The organism is Dactylosporangium sp. NPDC049140 (assembly GCF_040648435.1).
Window position 1 is genome coordinate 14,578 of sequence record NZ_JBEZDS010000050.1, and the last position, 19,396, is coordinate 33,973.

Annotated in this window: 22 protein-coding genes; 11 read left to right on the forward strand and 11 right to left on the reverse strand. The window is 74.5% G+C overall.

Features of this window, described 5'->3' with window-relative positions:
* Nucleotides 1-7 precede the first annotated feature (7 nt).
* From AB0B76_RS47295 to AB0B76_RS47310, 4 genes are read left to right on the forward strand one after another with little or no spacing between them, the layout of a single operon-like run.
* Nucleotides 8-1,300 (forward strand): hypothetical protein, encoded by a 1,293-nt coding sequence (locus tag AB0B76_RS47295; protein WP_360389074.1) that lies wholly within the window; start codon nucleotides 8-10, stop codon nucleotides 1,298-1,300.
* 39 nt (nucleotides 1,301-1,339) lie between these two features.
* Nucleotides 1,340-1,888 (forward strand): PadR family transcriptional regulator, encoded by a 549-nt coding sequence (locus AB0B76_RS47300; protein WP_360389076.1) that lies wholly within the window; start codon nucleotides 1,340-1,342, stop codon nucleotides 1,886-1,888.
* Nucleotides 1,863-2,522 carry an ABC transporter ATP-binding protein gene (locus tag AB0B76_RS47305; protein ID WP_360389079.1) on the forward strand — a complete coding sequence of 220 codons (660 nt, stop codon included), beginning with the start codon at nucleotides 1,863-1,865 and terminating at the stop codon, nucleotides 2,520-2,522. The genes AB0B76_RS47300 and AB0B76_RS47305 overlap by 26 nt, the downstream gene beginning before the upstream one ends.
* Entirely contained in the window at nucleotides 2,519-4,291 is a 1,773-nt protein-coding gene (locus AB0B76_RS47310) for an FtsX-like permease family protein (RefSeq protein ID WP_360389082.1), read from the forward strand. Before AB0B76_RS47305 ends, AB0B76_RS47310 begins: the two co-directional genes overlap by 4 nt.
* A gap of 6 nt (nucleotides 4,292-4,297) precedes the next feature.
* Here AB0B76_RS47310 and AB0B76_RS47315 read toward each other — a convergent pair whose 3' ends face one another.
* Nucleotides 4,298-4,579 carry a hypothetical protein gene (locus AB0B76_RS47315; protein ID WP_360389085.1) on the reverse strand — a complete coding sequence of 94 codons (282 nt, stop codon included), beginning with the start codon at nucleotides 4,577-4,579 and terminating at the stop codon, nucleotides 4,298-4,300.
* Between the two features lie 19 nt (nucleotides 4,580-4,598).
* Between AB0B76_RS47315 and AB0B76_RS47320 the strand changes: the two genes are divergently transcribed.
* Nucleotides 4,599-6,188 (forward strand): HEAT repeat domain-containing protein, encoded by a 1,590-nt coding sequence (locus AB0B76_RS47320; protein ID WP_360389087.1) that lies wholly within the window; start codon nucleotides 4,599-4,601, stop codon nucleotides 6,186-6,188.
* 45 nt (nucleotides 6,189-6,233) lie between these two features.
* A complete protein-coding gene (locus AB0B76_RS47325; protein ID WP_360389089.1) occupies nucleotides 6,234-7,553 on the forward strand; it encodes a hypothetical protein in 1,320 nt (439 codons plus the stop codon).
* Here AB0B76_RS47325 and AB0B76_RS47330 read toward each other — a convergent pair.
* Nucleotides 7,531-7,845 carry a hypothetical protein gene (locus AB0B76_RS47330; RefSeq protein ID WP_360389092.1) on the reverse strand — a complete coding sequence of 105 codons (315 nt, stop codon included), beginning with the start codon at nucleotides 7,843-7,845 and terminating at the stop codon, nucleotides 7,531-7,533. The genes AB0B76_RS47325 and AB0B76_RS47330 overlap by 23 nt on opposite strands.
* A 19-nt stretch (nucleotides 7,846-7,864) precedes the next feature.
* On the reverse strand, nucleotides 7,865-8,575 hold the full coding sequence (locus tag AB0B76_RS47335; protein WP_360389095.1) for an HD domain-containing protein: 711 nt from the start codon (nucleotides 8,573-8,575) through the stop codon (nucleotides 7,865-7,867).
* Nucleotides 8,576-8,608: 33 nt separating this feature from the next.
* Between AB0B76_RS47335 and AB0B76_RS47340 the strand changes: the two genes are divergently transcribed.
* Complete coding sequence (locus tag AB0B76_RS47340; RefSeq protein WP_360389098.1) at nucleotides 8,609-9,400, forward strand: expansin EXLX1 family cellulose-binding protein; 792 nt, start codon at nucleotides 8,609-8,611, stop codon at nucleotides 9,398-9,400.
* A gap of 3 nt (nucleotides 9,401-9,403) precedes the next feature.
* Here AB0B76_RS47340 and AB0B76_RS47345 read toward each other — a convergent pair whose 3' ends face one another.
* Nucleotides 9,404-9,757 (reverse strand): hypothetical protein, encoded by a 354-nt coding sequence (locus AB0B76_RS47345; protein ID WP_360389100.1) that lies wholly within the window; start codon nucleotides 9,755-9,757, stop codon nucleotides 9,404-9,406.
* 5 nt (nucleotides 9,758-9,762) lie between these two features.
* Complete coding sequence (locus tag AB0B76_RS47350; protein ID WP_360389103.1) at nucleotides 9,763-10,182, reverse strand: TetR/AcrR family transcriptional regulator; 420 nt, start codon at nucleotides 10,180-10,182, stop codon at nucleotides 9,763-9,765.
* A 212-nt stretch (nucleotides 10,183-10,394) separates the two neighbouring features.
* Here AB0B76_RS47350 and AB0B76_RS47355 point away from each other — a divergent pair, with 212 nt between their 5' ends.
* The 3 genes from AB0B76_RS47355 to AB0B76_RS47365 are packed head-to-tail and all read left to right on the forward strand — an operon-like array spanning nucleotide 10,395 to nucleotide 11,935.
* Nucleotides 10,395-10,697, forward strand: coding sequence for a hypothetical protein (locus AB0B76_RS47355; protein WP_360389106.1), 303 nt, complete (start codon nucleotides 10,395-10,397; stop codon nucleotides 10,695-10,697).
* Between the two features lie 9 nt (nucleotides 10,698-10,706).
* A complete protein-coding gene (locus tag AB0B76_RS47360; RefSeq protein WP_360389108.1) occupies nucleotides 10,707-11,279 on the forward strand; it encodes a TetR/AcrR family transcriptional regulator in 573 nt (190 codons plus the stop codon).
* Nucleotides 11,276-11,935, forward strand: coding sequence for a lysophospholipid acyltransferase family protein (locus AB0B76_RS47365; RefSeq protein WP_360389111.1), 660 nt, complete (start codon nucleotides 11,276-11,278; stop codon nucleotides 11,933-11,935). Before AB0B76_RS47360 ends, AB0B76_RS47365 begins: the two co-directional genes overlap by 4 nt.
* On the opposite strand, the gene AB0B76_RS47370 is transcribed toward AB0B76_RS47365, so the two are convergent.
* From AB0B76_RS47370 to AB0B76_RS47380, 3 genes are read right to left on the reverse strand one after another with little or no spacing between them, the layout of a single operon-like run.
* Nucleotides 11,932-12,351, reverse strand: a complete 420-nt coding sequence (locus AB0B76_RS47370) for a DUF1810 domain-containing protein (RefSeq protein WP_360389113.1) — start codon at nucleotides 12,349-12,351, stop codon at nucleotides 11,932-11,934. The two genes, AB0B76_RS47365 and AB0B76_RS47370, sit on opposite strands and share 4 nt — an antisense overlap.
* A gap of 9 nt (nucleotides 12,352-12,360) precedes the next feature.
* A complete protein-coding gene (locus tag AB0B76_RS47375) occupies nucleotides 12,361-12,690 on the reverse strand; it encodes a nuclear transport factor 2 family protein (RefSeq protein WP_360389116.1) in 330 nt (109 codons plus the stop codon).
* A 34-nt stretch (nucleotides 12,691-12,724) separates the two neighbouring features.
* Nucleotides 12,725-13,510, reverse strand: a complete 786-nt coding sequence (locus AB0B76_RS47380; protein WP_360389118.1) for a hypothetical protein — start codon at nucleotides 13,508-13,510, stop codon at nucleotides 12,725-12,727.
* A 57-nt stretch (nucleotides 13,511-13,567) separates the two neighbouring features.
* Between AB0B76_RS47380 and AB0B76_RS47385 the strand changes: the two genes are divergently transcribed.
* Complete coding sequence (locus AB0B76_RS47385) at nucleotides 13,568-14,062, forward strand: MarR family transcriptional regulator (protein ID WP_360389121.1); 495 nt, start codon at nucleotides 13,568-13,570, stop codon at nucleotides 14,060-14,062.
* 58 nt (nucleotides 14,063-14,120) lie between these two features.
* On the opposite strand, the gene AB0B76_RS47390 is transcribed toward AB0B76_RS47385, so the two are convergent.
* The 3 genes from AB0B76_RS47390 to AB0B76_RS47400 all read right to left on the reverse strand — a co-directional run bounded on the left by AB0B76_RS47390 (nucleotide 14,121) and on the right by AB0B76_RS47400 (nucleotide 19,254).
* The gene (locus tag AB0B76_RS47390) at nucleotides 14,121-16,211 is read right to left on the reverse strand and encodes a carbohydrate-binding module family 20 domain-containing protein (RefSeq protein ID WP_360389123.1); all 2,091 of its coding nucleotides are present in this window, start codon (nucleotides 16,209-16,211) and stop codon (nucleotides 14,121-14,123) included.
* A gap of 145 nt (nucleotides 16,212-16,356) precedes the next feature.
* Nucleotides 16,357-17,913 carry a glycoside hydrolase family 13 protein gene (locus tag AB0B76_RS47395; protein ID WP_360389126.1) on the reverse strand — a complete coding sequence of 519 codons (1,557 nt, stop codon included), beginning with the start codon at nucleotides 17,911-17,913 and terminating at the stop codon, nucleotides 16,357-16,359.
* Between the two features lie 333 nt (nucleotides 17,914-18,246).
* Entirely contained in the window at nucleotides 18,247-19,254 is a 1,008-nt protein-coding gene (locus tag AB0B76_RS47400) for a LacI family DNA-binding transcriptional regulator (protein WP_360389255.1), read from the reverse strand.
* Nucleotides 19,255-19,396 lie beyond the last annotated feature (142 nt).

Consider the following 19,396-nt stretch of genomic DNA (forward strand, 5'->3'; position numbering starts at 1 on the left):
GGTTCTGATGCCGTCTGCCCTGCGTTCCTCGATCAGTCTCGCGCCGGTCGCGGCCAACCTGGTGCTCGCCCGTAACCGGGAGCGCCGGCCCGCGGCCGCGCTGCACGAGCTGCAGAGCCGCCAGCTGCGCACGCTCGTGCGGCACGCGTTCGAGCGCGTGCCGCACTACCGCCGCGCGCTGACCCCGGACCAGGTCGACGGGGTCCGCTCGGCGGCGGACCTGGCCGCGCTGCCGGTGCTGGACCGCCGGCTGGTGCACGAGCTGCCGGAGACCGACCTGCTCGCGGACGGCTTCACCGCGGCGAACACCCGCGCGGCCCGCACCAGCGGCTCGTCGGGCATCCCGGTGACGTTCCGCAACTCCGAGCGGGACCTGGGCTACCTGCGGGCCACCTACCTGCAGGACATGCTCGCCTCCGGGCTGCGGCTGACCGACCGGATCGGGTACTTCCGCACCGCCGCGTTCCTGCGCCACCCGCTGGAGCGCCTCGGTATCGTGCGCAACCTGCACATCGACACCTCCCGGGGCCTCGACCAGCAGGTGGAGACCTTCCTCGCCGCCCGCCCGACGTTCCTGTTCGGCTTCCCGAACGTGATCGCGACCCTGGTCGAGGAGCTGCAGCGGCGCGGGGTCGAGTACCCGCACGTGCACACCGTCGTCTTCGGCGGCGAGCGGCTCACCCCGGCGGCGCGGGCGAACGTGCTCGGCTACTTCGGCGCGCAGGGCCACGAGGTGTACGCCTCGGTGGAGATGTTCACCGCCGCCCGCACCTGCCCGCGCGGGTCGCTGCACCTGCGCACCGGCAACGTCGTGCTCGAGGTCGAGCACGACGACGGCACCGTCTCGGTCGAGGACGGCGAGGGCGAGGTCCTGGTCACCCGGCTGCGCAGCGAGGCCATGCCGCTCATCCGGTACCGCCTCGGCGACCGCGTGACCATCCGGCCCAACGACTGCCCGTGCGGCGTCGCGCACACCCCGATCGTGAGCGCGGTGCAGGGCCGCAGCGAGGACCGGCTGGTCGGCCCGGACGGGCGCAGCCTGCACGCGGACTTCCTGACCAAGGTGGTCGAGCGCTTTCCCGCGGTACACCGGATGCAGCTCTTGCAACGGCGGCCCGGGACCCTCGACGTGCACGTCGTGCTGACCGGGGTCGTGCCCGACGACCTCACGACCCGGATCCAGGCCGCGGTCGCCGGGGCGCTGCCGGCCTACACGGTGGAGGTCCGGCCGGTGGACCACATCGTCCCGGAGGCCAACGGCAAGATCAAGCTGGTCAAGGCGGTACCCGCGGCCGGCTGACTATTGCGATCGAGTATACCCACCGTGCATAGTTGAGCGGTGACCATCGCCTATGCGTTGCTGGGCCTGCTCGAAGGGGCGAGCCGGCACGGCTACGACCTGAAGCATTCCTACGACCGGCGCTTCGGCGGCGCGCGGCCGGTCCGGTTCGGCCAGGTGTACCGCACCCTGGCCCAGCTGGAGCGCGACGGCCGCGTCACGGCCCTCGGCGTCGAGGCCGGGGGCGGGCCCGAACGCCGCCGCTACGCGATCACCCCGGAGGGCGTGACCGGGCTCGGCGCCTGGCTCGCCGAGCCGGAGGACCCGCAGCCGCAGCTGCAGACCGTCCTGTTCACCAAGGTCACCCTCGCCCTGATGTCCGGCCGGCCCGCGGGCGCGTACCTCGACGCCCAGCGGACCCGGCACCTGGCCGTGATGCAGCGGCTCACCGCCGCCCGGCGCACGGCGGCGTCCGCCCGCGACGCCATGCTCATCGACTACCAGCTCTTCCATGTCGAGGCGGACCTGCGGTGGCTGGACCACGCCGAGTCGCGCCTGCCCACGCTGGCCGAGGAGTGCCGCGATGAGTCCGATACTGGTCGGTCGTGACCTGCACAAGTCCTACGGGCTGACGCCCGCGCTGCGCGGCGCCGCCGTGGAGGTCGCCGAGGGCGAGATCGTCGCCGTCATGGGGCCGAGCGGGTCCGGCAAGTCGACCCTGCTGCACTGCCTTGCGGGCGTGCTCACCCCCGACCGCGGCGAGGTGTACTTCGCCGGCGCCCGCCTCGACCGCCTGAGCGACCGGCGCCGGGTCGAGCTGCGGCGCACCGCGTTCGGGCTGGTGTACCAGTTCGGCCAGCTGGTGCCGGAGCTGCCCGTGGGGGAGAACGTGGCCCTGCCGCTGCTGCTGGCCGGCCGCCCGTGGCCCGCCGCGCTGGCCCAGGCCCGCGCCTGGCTCGACCGTCTCGGCCTCGCCGGGCTGGAGCAGCGCCGGCCCGGCGAGCTCTCCGGCGGCCAGGCCCAGCGGGTCGCGCTGGCCCGGGCCCTGGTCGCCCGGCCGCGGCTGGTCTTCGCCGACGAGCCCACCGGCGCGCTGGACTCCGCCGGCGCCGACGACGTGATGGAGGTCCTCGTCGCCACGGCCCGGGAGCTCGGCACCGCCGTCGTGATCGTCACGCACGAGCCGCGGGTCGCCGGCTTCGCGGACCGCCCGATCCTGCTGCGCGACGGGGACACGCGATGATCAACGCACTGCGGCTCGGGGCCCGGATCGCGCTGCACGGCGGCCGGGAGGGCCTGGCGCGCCTCGCCTTCACGGCCGCCGGGACCGGCCTCGGCCTGGCGCTGCTGCTGCTCAGCCTCGCGGCCGCGCCGGCCCTGCAGGCCCGCTACGACCGCATCGCCTGGCACGACGCCGCCTACTCCGCGCTGAGCGGGGAGACCGGCGACGACCCGGCCGCCGAGTCCGCCGACGGCGCCCTGTTCCTGGCCGTCACCGACTACCACGACGGCGTCCGCATGACCCGGGTCTACTACGCCGCGCTCGGCGCCGATCCGCCCGTGCCGCCCGGCCTGGACCGCGCGCCCGGCCCCGGCGAGGTCGCCGCGTCCCCGGCGCTGCGGCGGCTGCTGGCCGAGACCGCCGCCGACGAGCTCGGCGACCGTTTCCCGGGCCGGGTCACGATGACCATCGGCCCCGCGGGCCTGGCCCATGACAACGAGCTCGTCGGCATCATCGGCCGCACCCCGCAGCAGCTCGACGGGGTCCGCTCGGTCGGCCGGGTGCACGGCTTCACCGGGGTGCGCCCGACCGGCTGGGCGATCACCGCCGCGCTGACCTGGGTCACGCTGAGCGGCGCGATGTTCGTCGCCGCGCCCGTCGTGCTCCTCGTCGTCATCGTCACCCGGGCCGCCGGGCGGCCGCGGGAGCGGCTCCTCGCCGCGATCCGGCTCGCCGGGGCCACCCGGGCCCAGGTCGCGGGCATCGCCGCCGCCGAGGCCGGGATCGCGGCGGCCGCGGGCAGCGTCCTGGGCCTCGGGCTCTACGAGGCCGGGCGGCGGGTGGTGGCCGCGACCGTCGTGTTCCAGGGTGGCCACTTCTGGCTCGGCGACCTGGCCGTGCCGGGGCCGGGGCTCGCCGCCGCGCTGCTCGGCCTGCCGGTGCTGGCGATGCTGACGAGCGTCGCGTCGCTGCGCCGGCTCCGGCGGCCGGCGCGACGGCTCGGCGCGGCGGTCGGCCGGGTGCTGCAGCGGCTGCCGCTGGGCGTGGCCACCCTGCTGGCCGTCCGCCGCATCGCGCACAACCCGGGGGCCGCGTTCTCCTCGGCGGCGGTGGCCGGGCTGGCCGCCGCCGGCCTGGCGTACCTCGCGTGCGCCGCCCCGCCGCCGCGGACGCCGCCCAGCGGGGTCGTCACGGTCGTGACGGGCGGGGTGCCGGCGGAGGCGGTCGGGCCCCTGCAGTCGGCGGGCGCGGTCTTCCGGGCCGACGGCCTCGTGCTGATCGCCACCGACGGGTCCCTGGCCGCCGAGAACCGCGTCCGCACCCGCGTCGCCAACCTGGTGCCGAACGCGATCATCAACAGCGACCGGGACCCCGTCGACCGCAACCTGGAGACGTACTTCGCCGGCCTGGGCCGCCTGGCCGCCCTGGCCGCGCTGTTCGTGGTCGTCACCGGGGCCGTCGGGGTCGCGGCCGGCACGGCCGGCGGGCTGCTGGAGCGGCGGCGCCCGTTCACGCTCCTGCGCGCCGCCGGGGTGCGCTGGCCGGAGCTGCGGCGCGCGGTGCTGCTGGAGACCGCCGCGACCATGACGGCGTCCACGGCCGCCGGGCTCGGGGCCGGCCTGCTGCTCGCGGTCGTGGCGGCCCGCCGGTCGGGCTCCGGCTGGCGGTGGCCCCCGGCCGAGCTCTACGCGGTCGCCGGCGGCGGGGTCCTGGCCGCGCTGCTGTGCACCGCCCTCGCGCTGCCCGTGCTGCGCCGGACCACCCGCCCGGACACCGTCCGCGATGCCTGAGCGGCGTCACTCGGGCACGATGGTGCCGTGCTCGTCCACGACCTTCGTCTGCCAGTACCGGTACCACTCGTCGCCCACGTGGACCGGCTCCTGGCCGGCGGGGTAGCGCACGTACCCGGCCGGCGGCTCCTGGCCCTTGGCCACGCACGCGGCGCCTGTCCGATTCCCGACCGCCTTGACCGGGTACTCCTGTGACCGGCACACCCGCTCACGGCCGTTGCAGCCGGTCGCGGGCAGGACGGCGAGGACCAGCACGGCCACGGCGGTGCGGATGCGGAGCTGGTGCATCCCACTATGGTGTACCACGATGGCGCTGAATGACCGGCTGCGCGACGCGCTGCGCGATCCGAACGCCGTGGTCCGGCTCGACGCGGCGCGCGCGGCCGCCGGCTCCGGGGACCACCGGCTGGTCGAGCCGCTGCTCGAGGTGGCCTTGCGCGACACGGCCGAGGTCCGGGTGGCGGGCGGGCTCGGCGAGACCGTCGAGCACGTCGGCGACGCCGCCGCTGTCGCCCTCGGCGAGATCCTCGCGCGCCGCAACGGCATCGACGCGCGGATCGCGCTGGCCGCCGAGGACCTCAACTGCGACGACGACCGGATCGCGACCCTGCTGTACTACCTCGGCCCCCGCTACGAGCCGCTGCGCCAGCGCCTCGAACGCCACGAGCAGCCCCGGATCCGGCTGCGGGCGGCCCGGGCCGTGCTGTCCTTCAACCGCACCGCCGCGTTCGCCGCGCGGCTGCTGAACGACCCCTCGCCGCTGCTGCGGCTGGAGGGCCTGCAGGTGCCCGCCCACGTCCGCGACGACGCCGTCTGCCTGCGGCTCATGCGCATCGACCACGACCCGCGGGTGCGCGCCGAGGCCGCCATGCTGCTGCGGTTCACCGCCGCCGGGGTCGAGCCGTTCGCCGCGGCCGCCCGGGAGGAGCCGGATTCCGGAGTCCGGGCCGCCCTCGTCGCCTGCCTGGCCCACCGCCGCCGCGATCCGGAGGCCGTGCGGGCCGTCGCCGCGCTGCTCGGCGACCCGGCCCTGGCCGTGCGGCGCGCGGCCGCCGAGGCGCTGCGCGACGCCACCGACCCGGTCGCGGGCGCGGCGATCGGCCTGCGGATCCTGGCCGAGCCCGACGACGGCGTGCTGGGCGAGCTGCTGCGCTACCGGGGCCTGCTCGAGGACGCCCCGGAGCTGCGGCCGCTGATCGAGCGCCTGCAGCGGTACGCCAACTTCGACGACGACCGCCGCGCACTCGGCGCATTGCTCAACGCCCGGCTCAAGGCCGCCCCGGCCGCCGCGTACCCGGCCGACGGCCGCCTGCTGCGCGCGGTCCTGCGCCAGGCCGCGGACGCGCTCGGCTCGGGGCCGCTGCGCGACTGGCTCGACGACCCCGGCCGCCCGGTGCCGCTCGGCCCGCCCGTGGTCGACGAGTGCGTGCAGGCCTGGTCGGCGCTGGACACCGAGCGGGCGCTGACCGCGGGGGAGAACGCCGCCTACACCGCGGCCCTCGCCGACCCCGCGCACGCCGGCCCGGACCCGGTCCGCGGCCCGACCACGGCCGCCCGCCGCGCCCTGGAGCTGACCCGGGTCGCGCACGTGCTCACCGCGCGGCTGCTCACCGCCGGGGCCGAGCCGCCGCCGGCCGCCCCGATCCAGCGGCTGGTGCTGCCCGGCGAGGACTCGATCGAGGCGCTGCGCTCGGTGCTGTCGATCGAGGAGTGCCGCCGCGCCCGCAACGTGACCTGGCTGCGGCTGCTGATGCGCCCGGCCGACGAGGCCTGGTACCTGGAGGCCCTGCACGCGGCCTACCCGAAGACCCCGCCGCCGGAGGACCAGGTCAGCGACTGGCACCTCGACCTGGCGGTCACGGCCGCGGAGGGCCGGCGCAGCACCGGCTACCACTGAGCCCGATTTCAGTGCGCCGTCAGGGTGCGGTGGCACCCTGCGGCGATGACACCCCTGGAGGCGGCCCTGGGCGCGGCCGTCGGGCACGTGGGGCCGCCCACGGACGCGGAGCTGGCCGCGGTCGCCGAGCTGACGGTCGTGCGCCCCGGCGACCTGGGGCCCCTGGCCCGCTGCACCGGCCTGCGGCGCCTCACCCTCGTCGGCGCCGACGTCGCGCTGCCGCCGCTGCCCGGGCTCGAGCACCTGCGCCTGGTCGGCTGCCGGATCCTCGGGCCGCTCGCCGGTGCGCGCCGCGACCTGCTCTTCAGCGCCGCCGCCGACCTGCCCGCCAACGACGACGAGGTGCTGCGGGTGGCCGGGGCCGGGCTCGTCGCCGGGGTGCCGCACTCCCGCTCGGTCGCCGGGTACCGCGCCGAGCTCGCGGCGGACGTCTCGGAGTACGAGCGGCGGCAGTGCGTGCGGCTGTGGGAGCGCACCGGGGCGGTCTTCGGCGCCGGGCTGCTGGTGCGGCCCGGGCCGGACTTCGGGGCCGTGCGGCTCTCGGCCGCGGACCTGGAGCGGGAGCTCGACGCGCCCGGGTTCTCGCTGCCTTCGATGTTCCGGCGGTACGCGCCCGGGCCGGCCGGCCTCCCCGCGCTGCTCGCCCTGGTCGCCGACCCGCCGGGTGCCCGGCTGCGGCGGTGGGCGGCCGCGGCCGAGCTCTGGCCGGACGACCGGCTCGGGGTGGAGCGCTTCGCCCAGCGGTACCCGCGGGCCCGGCTCCGCACCGATCCGCGCCCGGTGCTCGACGCCGTCGCGGCCGCCTATCGCGGCCTGGTGCCCGCCCCGTTCCTGCTGCGCCCGAAGCTCGCGCGCTGGCTGCTCCTGCGGACCGCGCCGGGGCTGTGCCTGGGCCGGTTCCCGGGCCGCACGTGGCGGGTCGGGCTCGCCCCGGCCCCGCCGGCCCCGGACGACGTGCTGCTCGCGCTGGGGTACCTGGTGATCGGCCGCGCCGACGGCCCCGAGGTGCTCGCGGTGCGCACCGACGACGCCGGGCGGATCGTGGCGCTGGACCCGGCGCGGGTCGCGGCGGCGCTGGCCGGGCGGCCGAGCCCGTTCCCGGCGGTGCGGGCCGGCGGGGAGCCGCCCGCGCTGGGGGAGCCGGTGTACCGCTCCTACCGCGAGCTGCTCGACGACGTGACGGCGCTCGGCCCGGCCGGTGCGGCCGCCGAGCCGCCGCGGTCCACCGGGGACGGCTTCCTGCCCCGGCCGGTCCGGCTGGAGCTGCGCCGGCTCGGGCTGGTCTACAAGGGACGGTCCACGGTGGACCTGGCGGGCCTGGAGGAGCTGCTGTCCGGCCTGGTCAGTCGGCCGGACGGGGCATGACCGGGCGGAGGCGCTGGACGGTGGCGGCGAGGGCCTCGCCGAAGTGCGGGTCGGTCCAGACGGCGTCCTCGAGGGCCTGGATGACCCGGCGGCGCGTGCCCACGCTCGGCGTCGGCGACGCCGCGGCCTCCCGCTCCAGGGTGCGCAGCGCCGGGTCGTCGTCGAGCTTCGCCCGCACGAGCCCGGCCAGCCCGCGCAGCTGCTCCTCGACCGCGGGCTCGGCCTCCTGGGCCTGGCCCCGGTCGAACAGGTGCGACGCCAGCCAGCCCACCGCGAGTTCCACCATCGTCACGGTGCATACCATCGCACATTCACCGCCCGTCAAGAATGGCCGCGAAGCGCTCCTCGGCGAGGTCGAGCTGGCGGAAGATGTGCTGCTTCACGAGCCGGGACAGCGGGGTGTCGGGGCGCGCGACGAGTTCGCGCAGCACGGGGACCATGGGGCGATATTTCGTCGCCGACCGCTCGACCTTCGGGCCCGTGGTGTGGATCACACCGACGCCGTTGTCGGTGAAGTCGGAGACCTTGATGACCCGCGCCCACGGCTCGCGCTCGAGACTGGCTCTGACGTGCTCCCGGTACTGCTCGTACCGGTCGAATGACGGGTCGTACACGGGGTTGGTGACGGCGGCGACGAGCCCGGCGACCCGGTCGCCGAACCGGCCGGCGAGCGCCGCGACCGCCTGCTCGCTCGTCGCGCCCGGGTGGCCGGCGAGCTCGTCGGGGTGGTCCTCGGCGGTGTCGTGCAGGACGGCCGCCGCGATCACGTCGACGTCGGAGACCTCGTAGTGGTGCATGATGCGGATCGAGACGCGCAGCAGGTGGTTGACGTACGGCTCCCGCACCCGCCGGTCGTCGCGGTGCAGCTCGCTCGCCAGCCGCAGCGCCGCGGCGAGACGTTCACGGTCGGGCGGGGCGAAGCGCTGGATCTCCAGGTGGTACCGCTCGCGCAGCCCGGCCTCGCCATAGACTTCGGTGATCGCGTGCATCGGCATCGTGCCGAGGTACGACGGGAACTCCATGGATATGGATTATCAGACGGTACGATCCGCAACGTGAACCGCCGTCACCTTCGCTGGGTCGTGCCCGCCGCCACCGTCGTCGTCGCCTCGGTCGTCGCCGTGGTGCTGGTGACCCAGGCCGGCGGCAGCGCGGCGTGCGCGGCCGGTGGCTCCGCGTCGTACTACACCGCCGGGCGCAACGGCATGTGCAACCTCGGCACGCCCGCCGACGGCGCCTACGCGGCGGTCGGGCGCGCCGAGTACGCCGGCGGGAAGGGCTGCGGCACCCTGCTCGACGTGACCGGGCCGAACGGCACCACCCGCGTCCAGGTGGTCGACCTGTGCCCGGGCTGCCCGGCCGGGAAGATCGACCTGGGCAAGGGCGCGTTCGCGAAGATCGGGTCGCTGGGCGCCGGGGTCATCCCGGTCACCTACGCGACCGCCCGCGACCCCGCGGTGGGCCCGCTGCGGGTGAAGATCAAGGGCGGCAAGGGGTACTCGTCGCTGAGCGTGGTCGTCGACAACCACGGCAACCCGCTGTCCACTGTGGAGCTGCAGCAGGGCGCCGGGTTCACGGCCCTGAGCCACGGCGAGGACAACACCTGGACGGGCCCGTCCGGCCTCGACGGGGCGGTCGCGCTGCGGATCTCCGACGTGTACGGCCATCAGGCGCTCGTCTCCGGCCTGGCGTTCGGCCAGAGCGACTTCCAGCAGACGACCCAGCACCTGTACGGCGGCCCGTCGCCGGCGCCGTCGCCATCCACTGTGGAGTCCCCGTCGCCGTCGCCGTCGCCCTCGGCCGTCCCGGCCGGCGTCGGGACCACGGCGCCGCCGGTGAAGTGCTAGCCCCTAGCGGCTGACCGCCTTCTCGACCAGCGCCACGACCGCGCGCGGGTCCTCGACCTCGATGACCAGCCGCGCGTACCGCTCGTCGGCGAGCTCGATGACGACGGCCTTGCGCGCGTCGTGCACGTCCCAGAACACCTTCTCGCCGTCGAGGTGAAAGGTGCCGGCGGTGATGACGTTCGGGATGTACGCGCCGGGCGCGCGGATGCCCCTGGGCTCGCGGGCGATGCCGGGGTCGGCGGTCGCGCCGCGCACGTTGGCCAGCGGGATCGCCAGCCGGCTCTTGAGGGCCCAGAGCTTGTCGAGCCCCTCGATCTCCACGACGAGCGTGTCGCCGTCGATGTTCACGGTTGCCATGGTGTCTACTCCCCGGTGTCGATCCGGGCCCGCAGGCGCAGGCCCAGTAGCAGGTTTGCCGCATCCGGCCCCAGCACGTCGTCGAGGCGCCGCAACGCCCCGCCGACCAGCGCCCCGACCTCGCCGTCGAGCGGCGCCTGCTCGGCCGCGGCGAGCAGCAGCAGGTCGAGCTTGTCGCTCGTCCGCAGCCCCTCGGTCGTGGCCCCGGCGACGAGCAACGGCTCCAGTTCGTTGCGCAGGTACCAGCGCAGCGCGGTGAGGTACAGCCCGCGCTTGCTGCCGAAGGTCTTGTAGAGGCTGTTGCGGTGGACCCCGAGCCCGGTGACGAGGTCGTCCACCGAAAGCCCGTCGTAGGCCCGCCCGGAGAACAACGCCACCGCCTCGCGGGTGACCGCCTCTTCGTCGAATCCCCGCGGTCGTCCCATGCGTACGACGGTAGTGCTTTGAGGAACGATCGGTCAAGAACGAACGTTCCCGAATGACGCGGCTCACATTTGCCGCCCCGCTTCAGGCTCGTTTCAGCGCCACGTCAGGACCGGTTGGCACGCTCTTCCCAGCACCGCGATACGCCCCGGTCGGTTCACCGGCCAGCTGCCCAAACTTTCACGGGTCCGGCCGGGGCTTCTACCAACCGCGGGTGCCGGGCTCACCCGGCCGCGTTCGCCGCCTGATCCTCTCCGGCGGCGTGGCCCACCCGCCGCTGGCCCTCGCGGTCCAGCGGGCGATCTCCACCGTGCTGCCCTTGGCCGTCCTGGCCCGGATCGCCGGCGCCCAGCAGGGCCCGGACGGCGCGGCCGACATGCGCTCCGTCGGCAAGGCTGCGCATCATTCCCGGCGCCGGACACCTGTGGAACCTCGAGCGGCCCGGGGCGTTCACCGCGCTGCTGCTCGAGGCCCGGGCCACCGGGGCGCCGTAGACACTGTCTACGCGATCGTGTAGACAGTGTCTATGCACGATGACGAGGGGCTCCGTGAACGGCTGGTGCGGGCCGGGGTGGAGCTGGTGGCGCAGGAGGGCTCGGCGGCCGTATCGCTGCGGGAGATCGCCCGCCGGGCCGGGGTTTCGCACGGGGCGCCGCGGCGGTACTTCCCGACGCACGTCGAGCTGCTGTCCGCGATCGCCCGGGAGGGCTTCGCCGGCCTGACCGCCCGCCTGGTGGCGGTCCCCGCCGGGGGCTCACCCCGCGAGCGGCTCGGCGGCCTGGCGCGGGCCTACGTCGCGTTCGCCCAGGAGCACCGCGGCATGTACGAGCTGATGTTCCGCCACGACCTGCTCCGCTCCGACCGCCTCGGGCTGCGTGAGACCAGCCTGCCGCTGTTCGGGCTGCTGGCCGAGCTCCTCGCGGCGACCGGGGCGGGGAAGGGCGACCAGCGGGCGGCGGCCGGGGCGCTCTGGGCGAACCTGCACGGCATCGTGCAGCTGTGGCGGTGGGGGAGCCTCCCGCTCGCCACCGGGGCGGCCGACGTCACCGACCTGGTCGACGTGGCCCTGGACGCCTACGCCGGGCCGGGGGCCGCGTGACCCCCGTGCTGTACCGCCTCACCCGCGCCACCGCCGGGCGCGTCCTGCGCGCCGGGTGGCGGCCCGAGGTCCACGGGCTGGAGCACCTCCCCGCCGGCGGCGCGATCCTCGCCGGCAACCACCTCAGCGTCGCCGACCAGCTGTTCCTCGGGGCCGTCGTGCCGCGGCACATCGCGTTCTGGGCCAAGGCCGAGTACTTCCGCGGCCGCCGCCTCGCCCGGGTGCTCGTCCGCGGGCTCGGGGCGATCCCGGTCGAGCGGGCCGGCGGGCGGGCCGTGCTCACCGCGTTCGACGCGGCCGTGCCGGTGCTGCGCGCCGGGGGGCTGGTGGCGGTGTTCCCCGAGGGGACCCGCTCGCCCGACGGGCGGCTGTACCGCGGGCGCACCGGCGCCGTCCGCCTCGCCCGGCAGGCCGGGGTGCCGATCGTGCCGTTCGGGGTGGTCGGCACCGACGCCGTGCAGCCGATCGACGCCCGCTGGCCGCGCCGGGTGCCGGAGGGCCGGGTCGGGTACCGCTTCGGCCGCCCGGTCGACGTGGCCGGCGGCTCGGTGCGGGCCGCCACCGACGAGGTGATGGCCCGCATCGCCGGGCTCAGCGGGCAGGAGTACGTGCCCGCCTACGCGCCGCTGCTGCGCCTGGGCCGGAACCGAACCTAGAGGCGGCGCACCGTCTCGGCGTCCTCGGCGCCCGCGAAGTATCGGTCCAGGACCCGGGCGAAGCGGTTCTCGGCCGGCTCGGCGTGCGCGAACAGGGTCATCGACGAGCGCAGCTTCATGGCGTCCAGCTCGCCGAAGATGCTCACGGCGGTGTGCTCGGCGTCGCCCAGCAGCGCGTCCGCGCACTCGAGCAGGCGCGGGCCCAGCACCGGATGCTGCAGGTACGCCCTCGCCTCGTCGAGTGAGCCCAGGGCGTACCGCTGCGCCATCGAGCTGCGGCCCAGGCCCTCGATCTGCGGGAAGACGAACCACATCCAGTGGCTGCGCTTGTTGCCGTCCTTGAGCTCGCCGATGGCGTGGTCGTAGACGTGCTCCTGCGCCTCGACGAACCGGGACAGCTGGTACGGATCCTCCATCAACCCAGCCTAAACGGGGCCGTCGAACTCCGCCGTGAGCTCGGCGATCCGCCCCGCCGACCAGCGCACGCGCAGGGTGCCGCCGCCCCCGGCCGACCAGGTCACCCGGGCCACGTCCCGGTCGCCGTCGGACTCGACCGAGGTGACGCTCAGGGTGTCCTCGGGCGGGGCCGCGGCGTAGGCGGCCGCGATCGCGTCCCGGCCGGTGTACGGGCTGCCGGGGTCACCCTCGATGCGCAGGGTGGCGTTGTCGCCGAACCGGTCCAGGTAGGCGCCCCAGTCGCCGGTGCGGACGCCCTCGTTGAACAGCCGGCACTGGTCCTGCACTCGCTCTGCCATTCCGAAGGTGTACCACCGGCATCGACCGATGTCACTAACCGACCTCGGCGCCGCGCAGGAAGCCGTCGGCCCGGGCGGCGATCGCCGACGCGCCGATGGCCTCGGCCCAGCGCAGCACCTCCGTGGCCAGCGCCACCGCCCCGGGCTCGTCGCCGGCGTCGCGGGCCAGCACGGCCAGCAGGATCTGCTGCGACAGGGTGCCCGCGGACATCCCGGCCCGGGCGCCCAGGGCGGTCGCCTCCCGCCAGCGCAGGAGCGCGCCGGCGTGGTCGCCGGCCTCGCGGGCGTGGCCGCCGAGGTGCCGCTGCGCCTCGCGCCGCAGCAGGTCGTCGCCGGCCGAGTCGGCCAGGGCCCGCTCGTAGTGGGGCGGCGCGCCCGCCGGGTCCCCGAGCACGTTGTCGTGGATGAGGCCGAGGTACATGTGCGCCCAGCCGCGCCGGTTGCCGTCCGGCGCCGTGGCCACGAAGCCCTCGCCCCGCTCGCGCAGGGCCGGATCGGGGCGGCCGAGGCGGCTGCGGTACTCGCACCGCAGCCCCGCGAAGCCGAGGTCCCACCGGTGCGGCGGGTCGAGGGCCGCGGAGTCCACCTTGGACAGGAGGGCGGCGCCGTCGTCGTTGCCGTTGTACCACGCGGAGTCCACCGCGATCTCGGCCGCCGCCAGGGCGAGCTGCGCGTTCGCGGAGCGGCCGGCGGCGGACGGCGGCAGCCCGGCGGCCGCGGCGTCGAGCAGCCCCGTGGCCTGCTCCCACCGCGCGGCCAGGGCGAGCCCCCGGGCGGCCGCGAGCAGCTCGTCGAGGGCGATCGTTGCGGTTGCTGTCATGGCGCCGACGGTAGTAATCAGGAAAACTATCCACAAGAAAACTACTTGGAGGCCGCCGTGGAGGACGATGCCGACCGGCTCGTGGACGTCTGGGCCCGCGAGCTGCCGGGGTTCGACCCGGTCGCCGAGGCCATCTTCATGCGCCTGCACATGCTCGGGCGGCACCAGGCCCAGCTGCGCCGCGACGTGCTCGAGGCGGGCGGGCTGCAGCACTGGCAGTTCAAGGTGCTGCTGATGCTGCGCCGCAACGGGCCCCCGTACACGGCCAGCCCGTCGCAGCTCGCCGACCGGCTCGGCCTCACCCGCGGGGCGTTGTCGGCGCGGCTCGCCGCCATCGAGGACGCGGGCTGGATCGTGCGCGAGAGCGACGCGGCCGACCGGCGCCGGGTGCACGTGCGGCTCACCGCGGCCGGGCACGACACGCTGGTGCGGCATCTGGGCGGCGAGTCGCGCGGGGAGCGGGTGCTGCTGGCGGGGCTGGACGAACGGGACCGGCGGACCCTGGCGGAGCTGCTGCGCCGGATGGTGCTCGCGGCGGAGGACCAGCCGTGAACGTCCACCGTGGACGGCGCGGGGAGAGAGCCCGCCGCCGTCCACGGTGGACGGGTCCCTACTTCCAGGTGGCGTTCACGGTCTGCGCCGCCGTGCCCGTGTTCAGGGTGCGGTTCGCGCCGCTCTCCCACGTGACCGAGCCGTCGGGGTTCTTCTTGATGAACTTGTACTCCACCGCCGTGCTGGCCGGCAGGGTCACCGTCGCCGACCAGATCGGGTAGTTCGCCGGGGACAGCGCGATCGCGTTCGCGGTGTTCCACGAGCCCAGCTCCGGGATCGAGCCGACCACGAACACGTTCTGCCCGAACGTCGTGGTGACGTTGGCGTTGAACGTCACCGCCGGGCTGGTGGTCGAGGAGCCGTTCCACGTCGTGCTGACGGTCCCGGTGCCGGAGGCGGGCACCGTGTACGTGTGGTTGCTGCCCGGCTCCCAGGTGACCGTGCCCGAGCTGGTCTTCGTGATGAACTTGTACTCGACCGCCGTGCTCGCCGGCAGCGGCACCGTCGCCGTCCAGTTCGCGCCGCTGGCCGTCATCGGGATCGCGTTCGCGGTGTTCCAGGCGCCCAGCTGCGACACCGAGCCCACCAGGTAGACCGGGTTGCCGGTCGGAGCCCCGGCGACGGTGAAGGAGACGCCGGAGGTGGTCCCGGTCGGCGTCGGGGTCGCGGTCGAGCCGCCGGTGACCCGCGCGCCGACGTGGATGGCGACCGCGTCCTTGGCCGCGACGCCGACGGTGGCCTGGCCGCTGCCGTTCACCGTGACCGTCGGGCCCGAACAGGTCGACGCCGCGGCGTTGTAGTCGCCGTGGATGACGTCGCAGTAGACGCCGGCCGGCAGCCCGGTGCTGAAGGTGCGCGACCCGACGGCGCCGCCGTTGTCGATGGCGATCCAGCCGTTGGTACCGCGGGAGAAGGCGATCGCGTTCGACCCGTCCGACCACCAGTTGCCCACCGTCGTGTCGGCGCGCGTCGCGTTGTGGAAGCCCACCATGTTCTTGATCGCGCGCTGCCGGTGCTGGCACTCCCAGCCGCTGCCGCAGGTGACGGCGGTGACGTACCCGCTGGCGTCGGCCGGCGGCGAGGCGTCGTTGTTGGAGAAGCTGAACGAGCTCATGACGTTCGGGGTGCCGAAGTTCCAGGCGAGCATGAACACGTTGGCGAGGGTGTCGGTGGTGCCGGCCTTGTAGTTCAGCGTCGAGCCGTTGCGCTCGGTGTCGTGGTTGGACACGAACACGGTCGACTTGGCGCTGGGCTCCAGGCCCCAGCTGGGCCCGAACGTCTGCAGGTTGGCGATGCTGCCGTTGAACTGGTTCTTGAGGCTGGTGGCGTAGGTGAACTCGAGCACGCCGCCGATGCCCTCGTACGCGGCCGGCGTCAGGTTCCCGGGGCTGCCGGGGATGACCTCCTGCGCCCAGTACACACTCTGGTTCGTCAGCTTGCCCTTGATCGCCGAGAGGTCGGCCTGGGCCATGTGCTTGGCCGCGTCGACCCGGAACCCGTCGACCCCGATCGAGATGAGGTCGTTGAGGTACCCGGCGATCTTCGTGCGCACGTAGTCGGTGCCGGTCTTGAGGTCCGACAGCCCGACCAGCTGGCAGTTCCAGACCTCGGTCTGGTTGTTGTAGTCGTGGATCTGGTTGTCCGACTGCGGGCAGTCGGCCGGGTAGAAGTGGAAGTCCGACGAGCTGTAGCCGGCGCTGGGGTAGCTGTAGTTGTTGGTGAAGCTGGCCCCGCCGTACGCGGTCGTGCTGGACTGGTTCGCGCCGGTCATGTGGTTGATGACGGCGTCGACGTAGACCTTGACGCCGGCGGTGTGGCAGGCGTTCACCATGCTCTGGAACTGGGTCCGGGTGCCCATGCGGCCGTTGATGTCGTAGCCGGCGGGCTGGTAGATGTCCCACCACGGGTGGCCGGAGACGCTGATCGAGTCCTCGGGCGGGGCGACCTGCACCGCGCCGTAGCCGGCCGGGCCGAGCACGTTGGTGCACTCGGTGGCGATGGACGTCCACGGCCACAGCCACAGGTTGGCGATGACGTCGTTGGAGCCGACGGCGGCCTCGGCCTTGCGGTCGCCGGTGAGCAGCGGCACGGTCAGCGCCGCACACAGTAGGAGGCCGCCGACAGCGGCCAGGGTTCGTTTGAGGGACACGCGCACGAGGGCCTCCGGAATGGCGGTAGCGGAGCCGGCGGGAAGGGTGTGACGCTGAGCTTCGGCCCAGCGGAAACCGCTGTCAAGGACCTTGCAAGAATTGCCCGCGAGCAGTTCTCGCAAGGTCATTGACCAGCAGAAACGCTCAGGAAATGCTGAGAGTTCTTGCAAAGATCCAGACTGCTGTGTCGGCCGGAAGTGTACCGCCGTCAATGGGTTGGCTCGCCAGGACGACCTCGGAACCGGGTACTTCGGGCAGCGCGACCGGACCGTCCGAAAGGTTCACGACGCAGCGCAGCCCGCCGCGGGCGAAGTCCAGCACGCCCGGGGCGCTCTCGTGCCAGCGCAGCGCGCCGGTGAGCGAGCGGCGCAGCGACAGCGCGGCGCGGTACAGCTCCACTGTGGACGACCGGTCGGCGGCGAGCGCGGCCCACTCCGGCGGCTGCGGCAGCCAGGACTCGCCGGTGGCCGAGAAGCCGAAGGCGGGCGCCCCGGCCTGCCACGGCAGCGGCACGCGGCAGCCGTCGCGCCCCGGGTCGCTGCCGCCGGACCGGAACCACACCGGGTCCTGGCGGGCCTGCGCGGGCAGGTCGAGCACCTCGGGCAGGCCGAGCTCCTCGCCCTGGTAGAGGTACACCGAACCGGGCAGGGCCAGCATGAGCAGCGCGGCGGCGTTGGCCCGCTCGAGGGAGCCGAGGCGGGTCGCGTGCCGCCGCACGTCGTGATTGGACAGCACCCACGTCGTCGGCGCGCCCACCGACCCGGCGGCGTGGATGCACGAGTCGATGCTCGCCCGCACCGCTCTGGGATCGTCCCAGTCGGCCTGCAGGAACTCGAAGTTGAACGCCTGGTGCAGCTCGTCCGGGGCGGTGTACTGCGCGAGGCGCTGCGGGGTGGAGGCCCATGCCTCGGCGACGGCCATGCGCTGCCCCGGGTACGAGTCCAGGATCTTGCGCCAGGCCTTGTGGATCTCGTGCACCCCGTCCTGGTCGAAGTAGGGCAGCACGCGCCGCCCGAGCAGCCCGATCTGGCCGGTCAGCCCGGCCGCGGGGTACCCGGCCGCCTTGACCATCCCGTGCGCCACGTCGATGCGGAAGCCGTCGACGCCGCGGTCGAGCCAGAAGCGCAGCACACCTTCGAACTCGACCCGCACGTCCGCGTTGTCCCAGTTCAGGTCCGGCTGGGCCGGGTCGAACAGGTGCAGGTACCACTCGCCGTCCGGCGCCTGCGTCCAGGCCGGCCCGCCGAACACGGACTCCCAGTCGTTCGGGGGCGTGCCGTCGGCGGTCGCGGGGCGGAAGTGGTACCGCGCGCGGGCCGGTCCGTCTGGAAGATCTTGCAAGGCTTGCGTGAACCAGGCGTGAGCGCTCGAGGTGTGGTTCGGCACCACGTCGATGATCACCCGCAGGCCGAGGTCGTGCGCGGCGGCCAGCATGGCGTCGAAGTCGGCGAGGGTGCCGAAGCTCGGGTCGACGTCGCGGTAGTCGGACACGTCGTAGCCGCCGTCGACCATGGGGGAGCGGAAGAACGGGGTCAGCCAGACCGCGTCGACGCCGAGGTCGCGCAGGTGGGGGAGGCGTTCGCGCAGGCCGATGAGGTCGCCGACGCCGTCGCCGTTGCCGTCGGCGAAGCTGCGGACGTACACCTCGTAGATGGCGGCGGTGCGCCACCACGGTCCTGACAAATCCGAAATATCCGGCATGGGAAGCCCTTCAGGAGGCTGGAAGAGGGGGAGGGGCGCCGCTTCCCGGGTCGCGGCGCAGTTGGAGCCGGCGCGGCGTCCACGGGTGCACGATCCGGTCGGGCCGCGTTCCACCGCCGCGGCGCCGACCGGAGCGCGACCCGATGGGCCGCGTTCGCCGGTGCTGGTCCGGCCTCGTTGGACCGGCGCGGCACCGGCCGGGTGTGACCCCGGCTTCGGCCGCGTTCCACCAGCGCGGCGTGGGCCGGGACGCGACCCCGCAGGGGCCGCGCGGCGTGGCCGGGAAGCAACCCGGCGTCGCCTGCTACCGGGGGTGCAGCCCGGCGTCGCCGGCTACCGGGGTGCGATCCCGGTGGAGCTGCGCACCACCAGCTCCGGCGCGAAGAGGAACTCCGAGTGCGGCGACGGCTGCCCGTTTATCGCATCGATCAGCGACTGCGCCGCCGCGTTCGACATCGCCAGCACCGGCTGGCGCAGCGTGGTCAGCGGCGGGTCGGTGAACGCGATGAGCGGCGAGTCGTCGTACCCGACCACCGACACGTCCCCGGGCACCGTCAGCCCGCGCAGCCGCGCGGCCCGCACGGCGCCGAGCGCCATGAGGTCCGAACCGCAGACCAGCCCGGTCACGCCGCGGTCGAGCAGCCGCCCGGCCGCCGCCGCGCCGCCCTCGACGCCGAAGAGCGAGAGCTCGATCTCCTCGTCGAGGCCCTGGCGCCGCATCGCGTCGCGGTACCCGAGGATCTTGCGCTGCACCGGGGTGAAGCGCTCGGGGCCCGAGATGAAGCCGATGCGGGTGTGCCCCAGCGAGGCGAGATGGTCCACCGCCAGCTCGCTGGCCCGGGCGTCGTCGCAGGAGATGCACGGCGCGTCGAGGCCGGGGACGTTCCCGGTGATCATCACGATCGGCAGGGGCCGGTCGATCAGCTTGCGGTAGCGGTCGTGGTCGGCCGTCGTGTCCGCGTGCAGGCCGGAGACGAAGATGATGCCGGCGACCGCGCGGTCGAGCAGCATCTCGATGTACTCGTCCTCGGTCACCCCGCCCGGCGTCTGCGTGCACAGCACCGGCGTGAAGCCGTGCCGGGACAGCGCCGACTCGATGACCTGCGCGAACAACGGGAAGATCGGGTTTTCCAGCTCCGGCGTCACGAGGCCGACGAGGCCGGCGCTGCGCTTGCGGAGCCGTTCGGGTCGCTCGTAACCGAGCACGTCGAGCGCGGTGAGCACGGCGTGCCGGGTGTCGGCGCTGACCCCGGGCCGGTCGTTGAGCACCCGCGAGACGGTGGCCTCGCTGACCTCCGCCTGCTTGGCGATGTCGGCAAGGCGGGCTCGGGGAGCGTCCATGGCCATGCGACGAGAGTAAGCGGCGCGGCGGCGAAATTGAAAGTCGCTTGGATGGGCTTTCATTCTATGCAAGTCCTTGCTACGGTCTGCGCCACCGGCAATCGATCGACACCCCTTGGACCTTTGCCGTCACCCATTTCCG

Bases quoted from the DNA above. Each gene is read 5' to 3' on its own strand.
- AB0B76_RS47295 (WP_360389074.1), top strand. From the start codon at position 8: ATGCCGTCTGCCCTGCGTTCCTCGATCAGTCTCGCGCCGGTCGCGGCC.
- AB0B76_RS47305 (WP_360389079.1), top strand. From the start codon at position 1,863: ATGAGTCCGATACTGGTCGGTCGTGACCTGCACAAGTCCTACGGGCTG.
- AB0B76_RS47310 (WP_360389082.1), top strand. From the start codon at position 2,519: ATGATCAACGCACTGCGGCTCGGGGCCCGGATCGCGCTGCACGGCGGC.
- AB0B76_RS47315 (WP_360389085.1), bottom strand. From the start codon at position 4,579: ATGCACCAGCTCCGCATCCGCACCGCCGTGGCCGTGCTGGTCCTCGCC.
- AB0B76_RS47320 (WP_360389087.1), top strand. From the start codon at position 4,599: ATGGCGCTGAATGACCGGCTGCGCGACGCGCTGCGCGATCCGAACGCC.
- AB0B76_RS47325 (WP_360389089.1), top strand. From the start codon at position 6,234: ATGACACCCCTGGAGGCGGCCCTGGGCGCGGCCGTCGGGCACGTGGGG.
- AB0B76_RS47335 (WP_360389095.1), bottom strand. From the start codon at position 8,575: ATGGAGTTCCCGTCGTACCTCGGCACGATGCCGATGCACGCGATCACC.
- AB0B76_RS47345 (WP_360389100.1), bottom strand. From the start codon at position 9,757: ATGGCAACCGTGAACATCGACGGCGACACGCTCGTCGTGGAGATCGAG.
- AB0B76_RS47350 (WP_360389103.1), bottom strand. From the start codon at position 10,182: ATGGGACGACCGCGGGGATTCGACGAAGAGGCGGTCACCCGCGAGGCG.
- AB0B76_RS47360 (WP_360389108.1), top strand. From the start codon at position 10,707: ATGCACGATGACGAGGGGCTCCGTGAACGGCTGGTGCGGGCCGGGGTG.
- AB0B76_RS47370 (WP_360389113.1), bottom strand. From the start codon at position 12,351: ATGGAGGATCCGTACCAGCTGTCCCGGTTCGTCGAGGCGCAGGAGCAC.
- AB0B76_RS47375 (WP_360389116.1), bottom strand. From the start codon at position 12,690: ATGGCAGAGCGAGTGCAGGACCAGTGCCGGCTGTTCAACGAGGGCGTC.
- AB0B76_RS47380 (WP_360389118.1), bottom strand. From the start codon at position 13,510: ATGACAGCAACCGCAACGATCGCCCTCGACGAGCTGCTCGCGGCCGCC.
- AB0B76_RS47395 (WP_360389126.1), bottom strand. From the start codon at position 17,913: ATGCCGGATATTTCGGATTTGTCAGGACCGTGGTGGCGCACCGCCGCC.
- AB0B76_RS47400 (WP_360389255.1), bottom strand. From the start codon at position 19,254: ATGGACGCTCCCCGAGCCCGCCTTGCCGACATCGCCAAGCAGGCGGAG.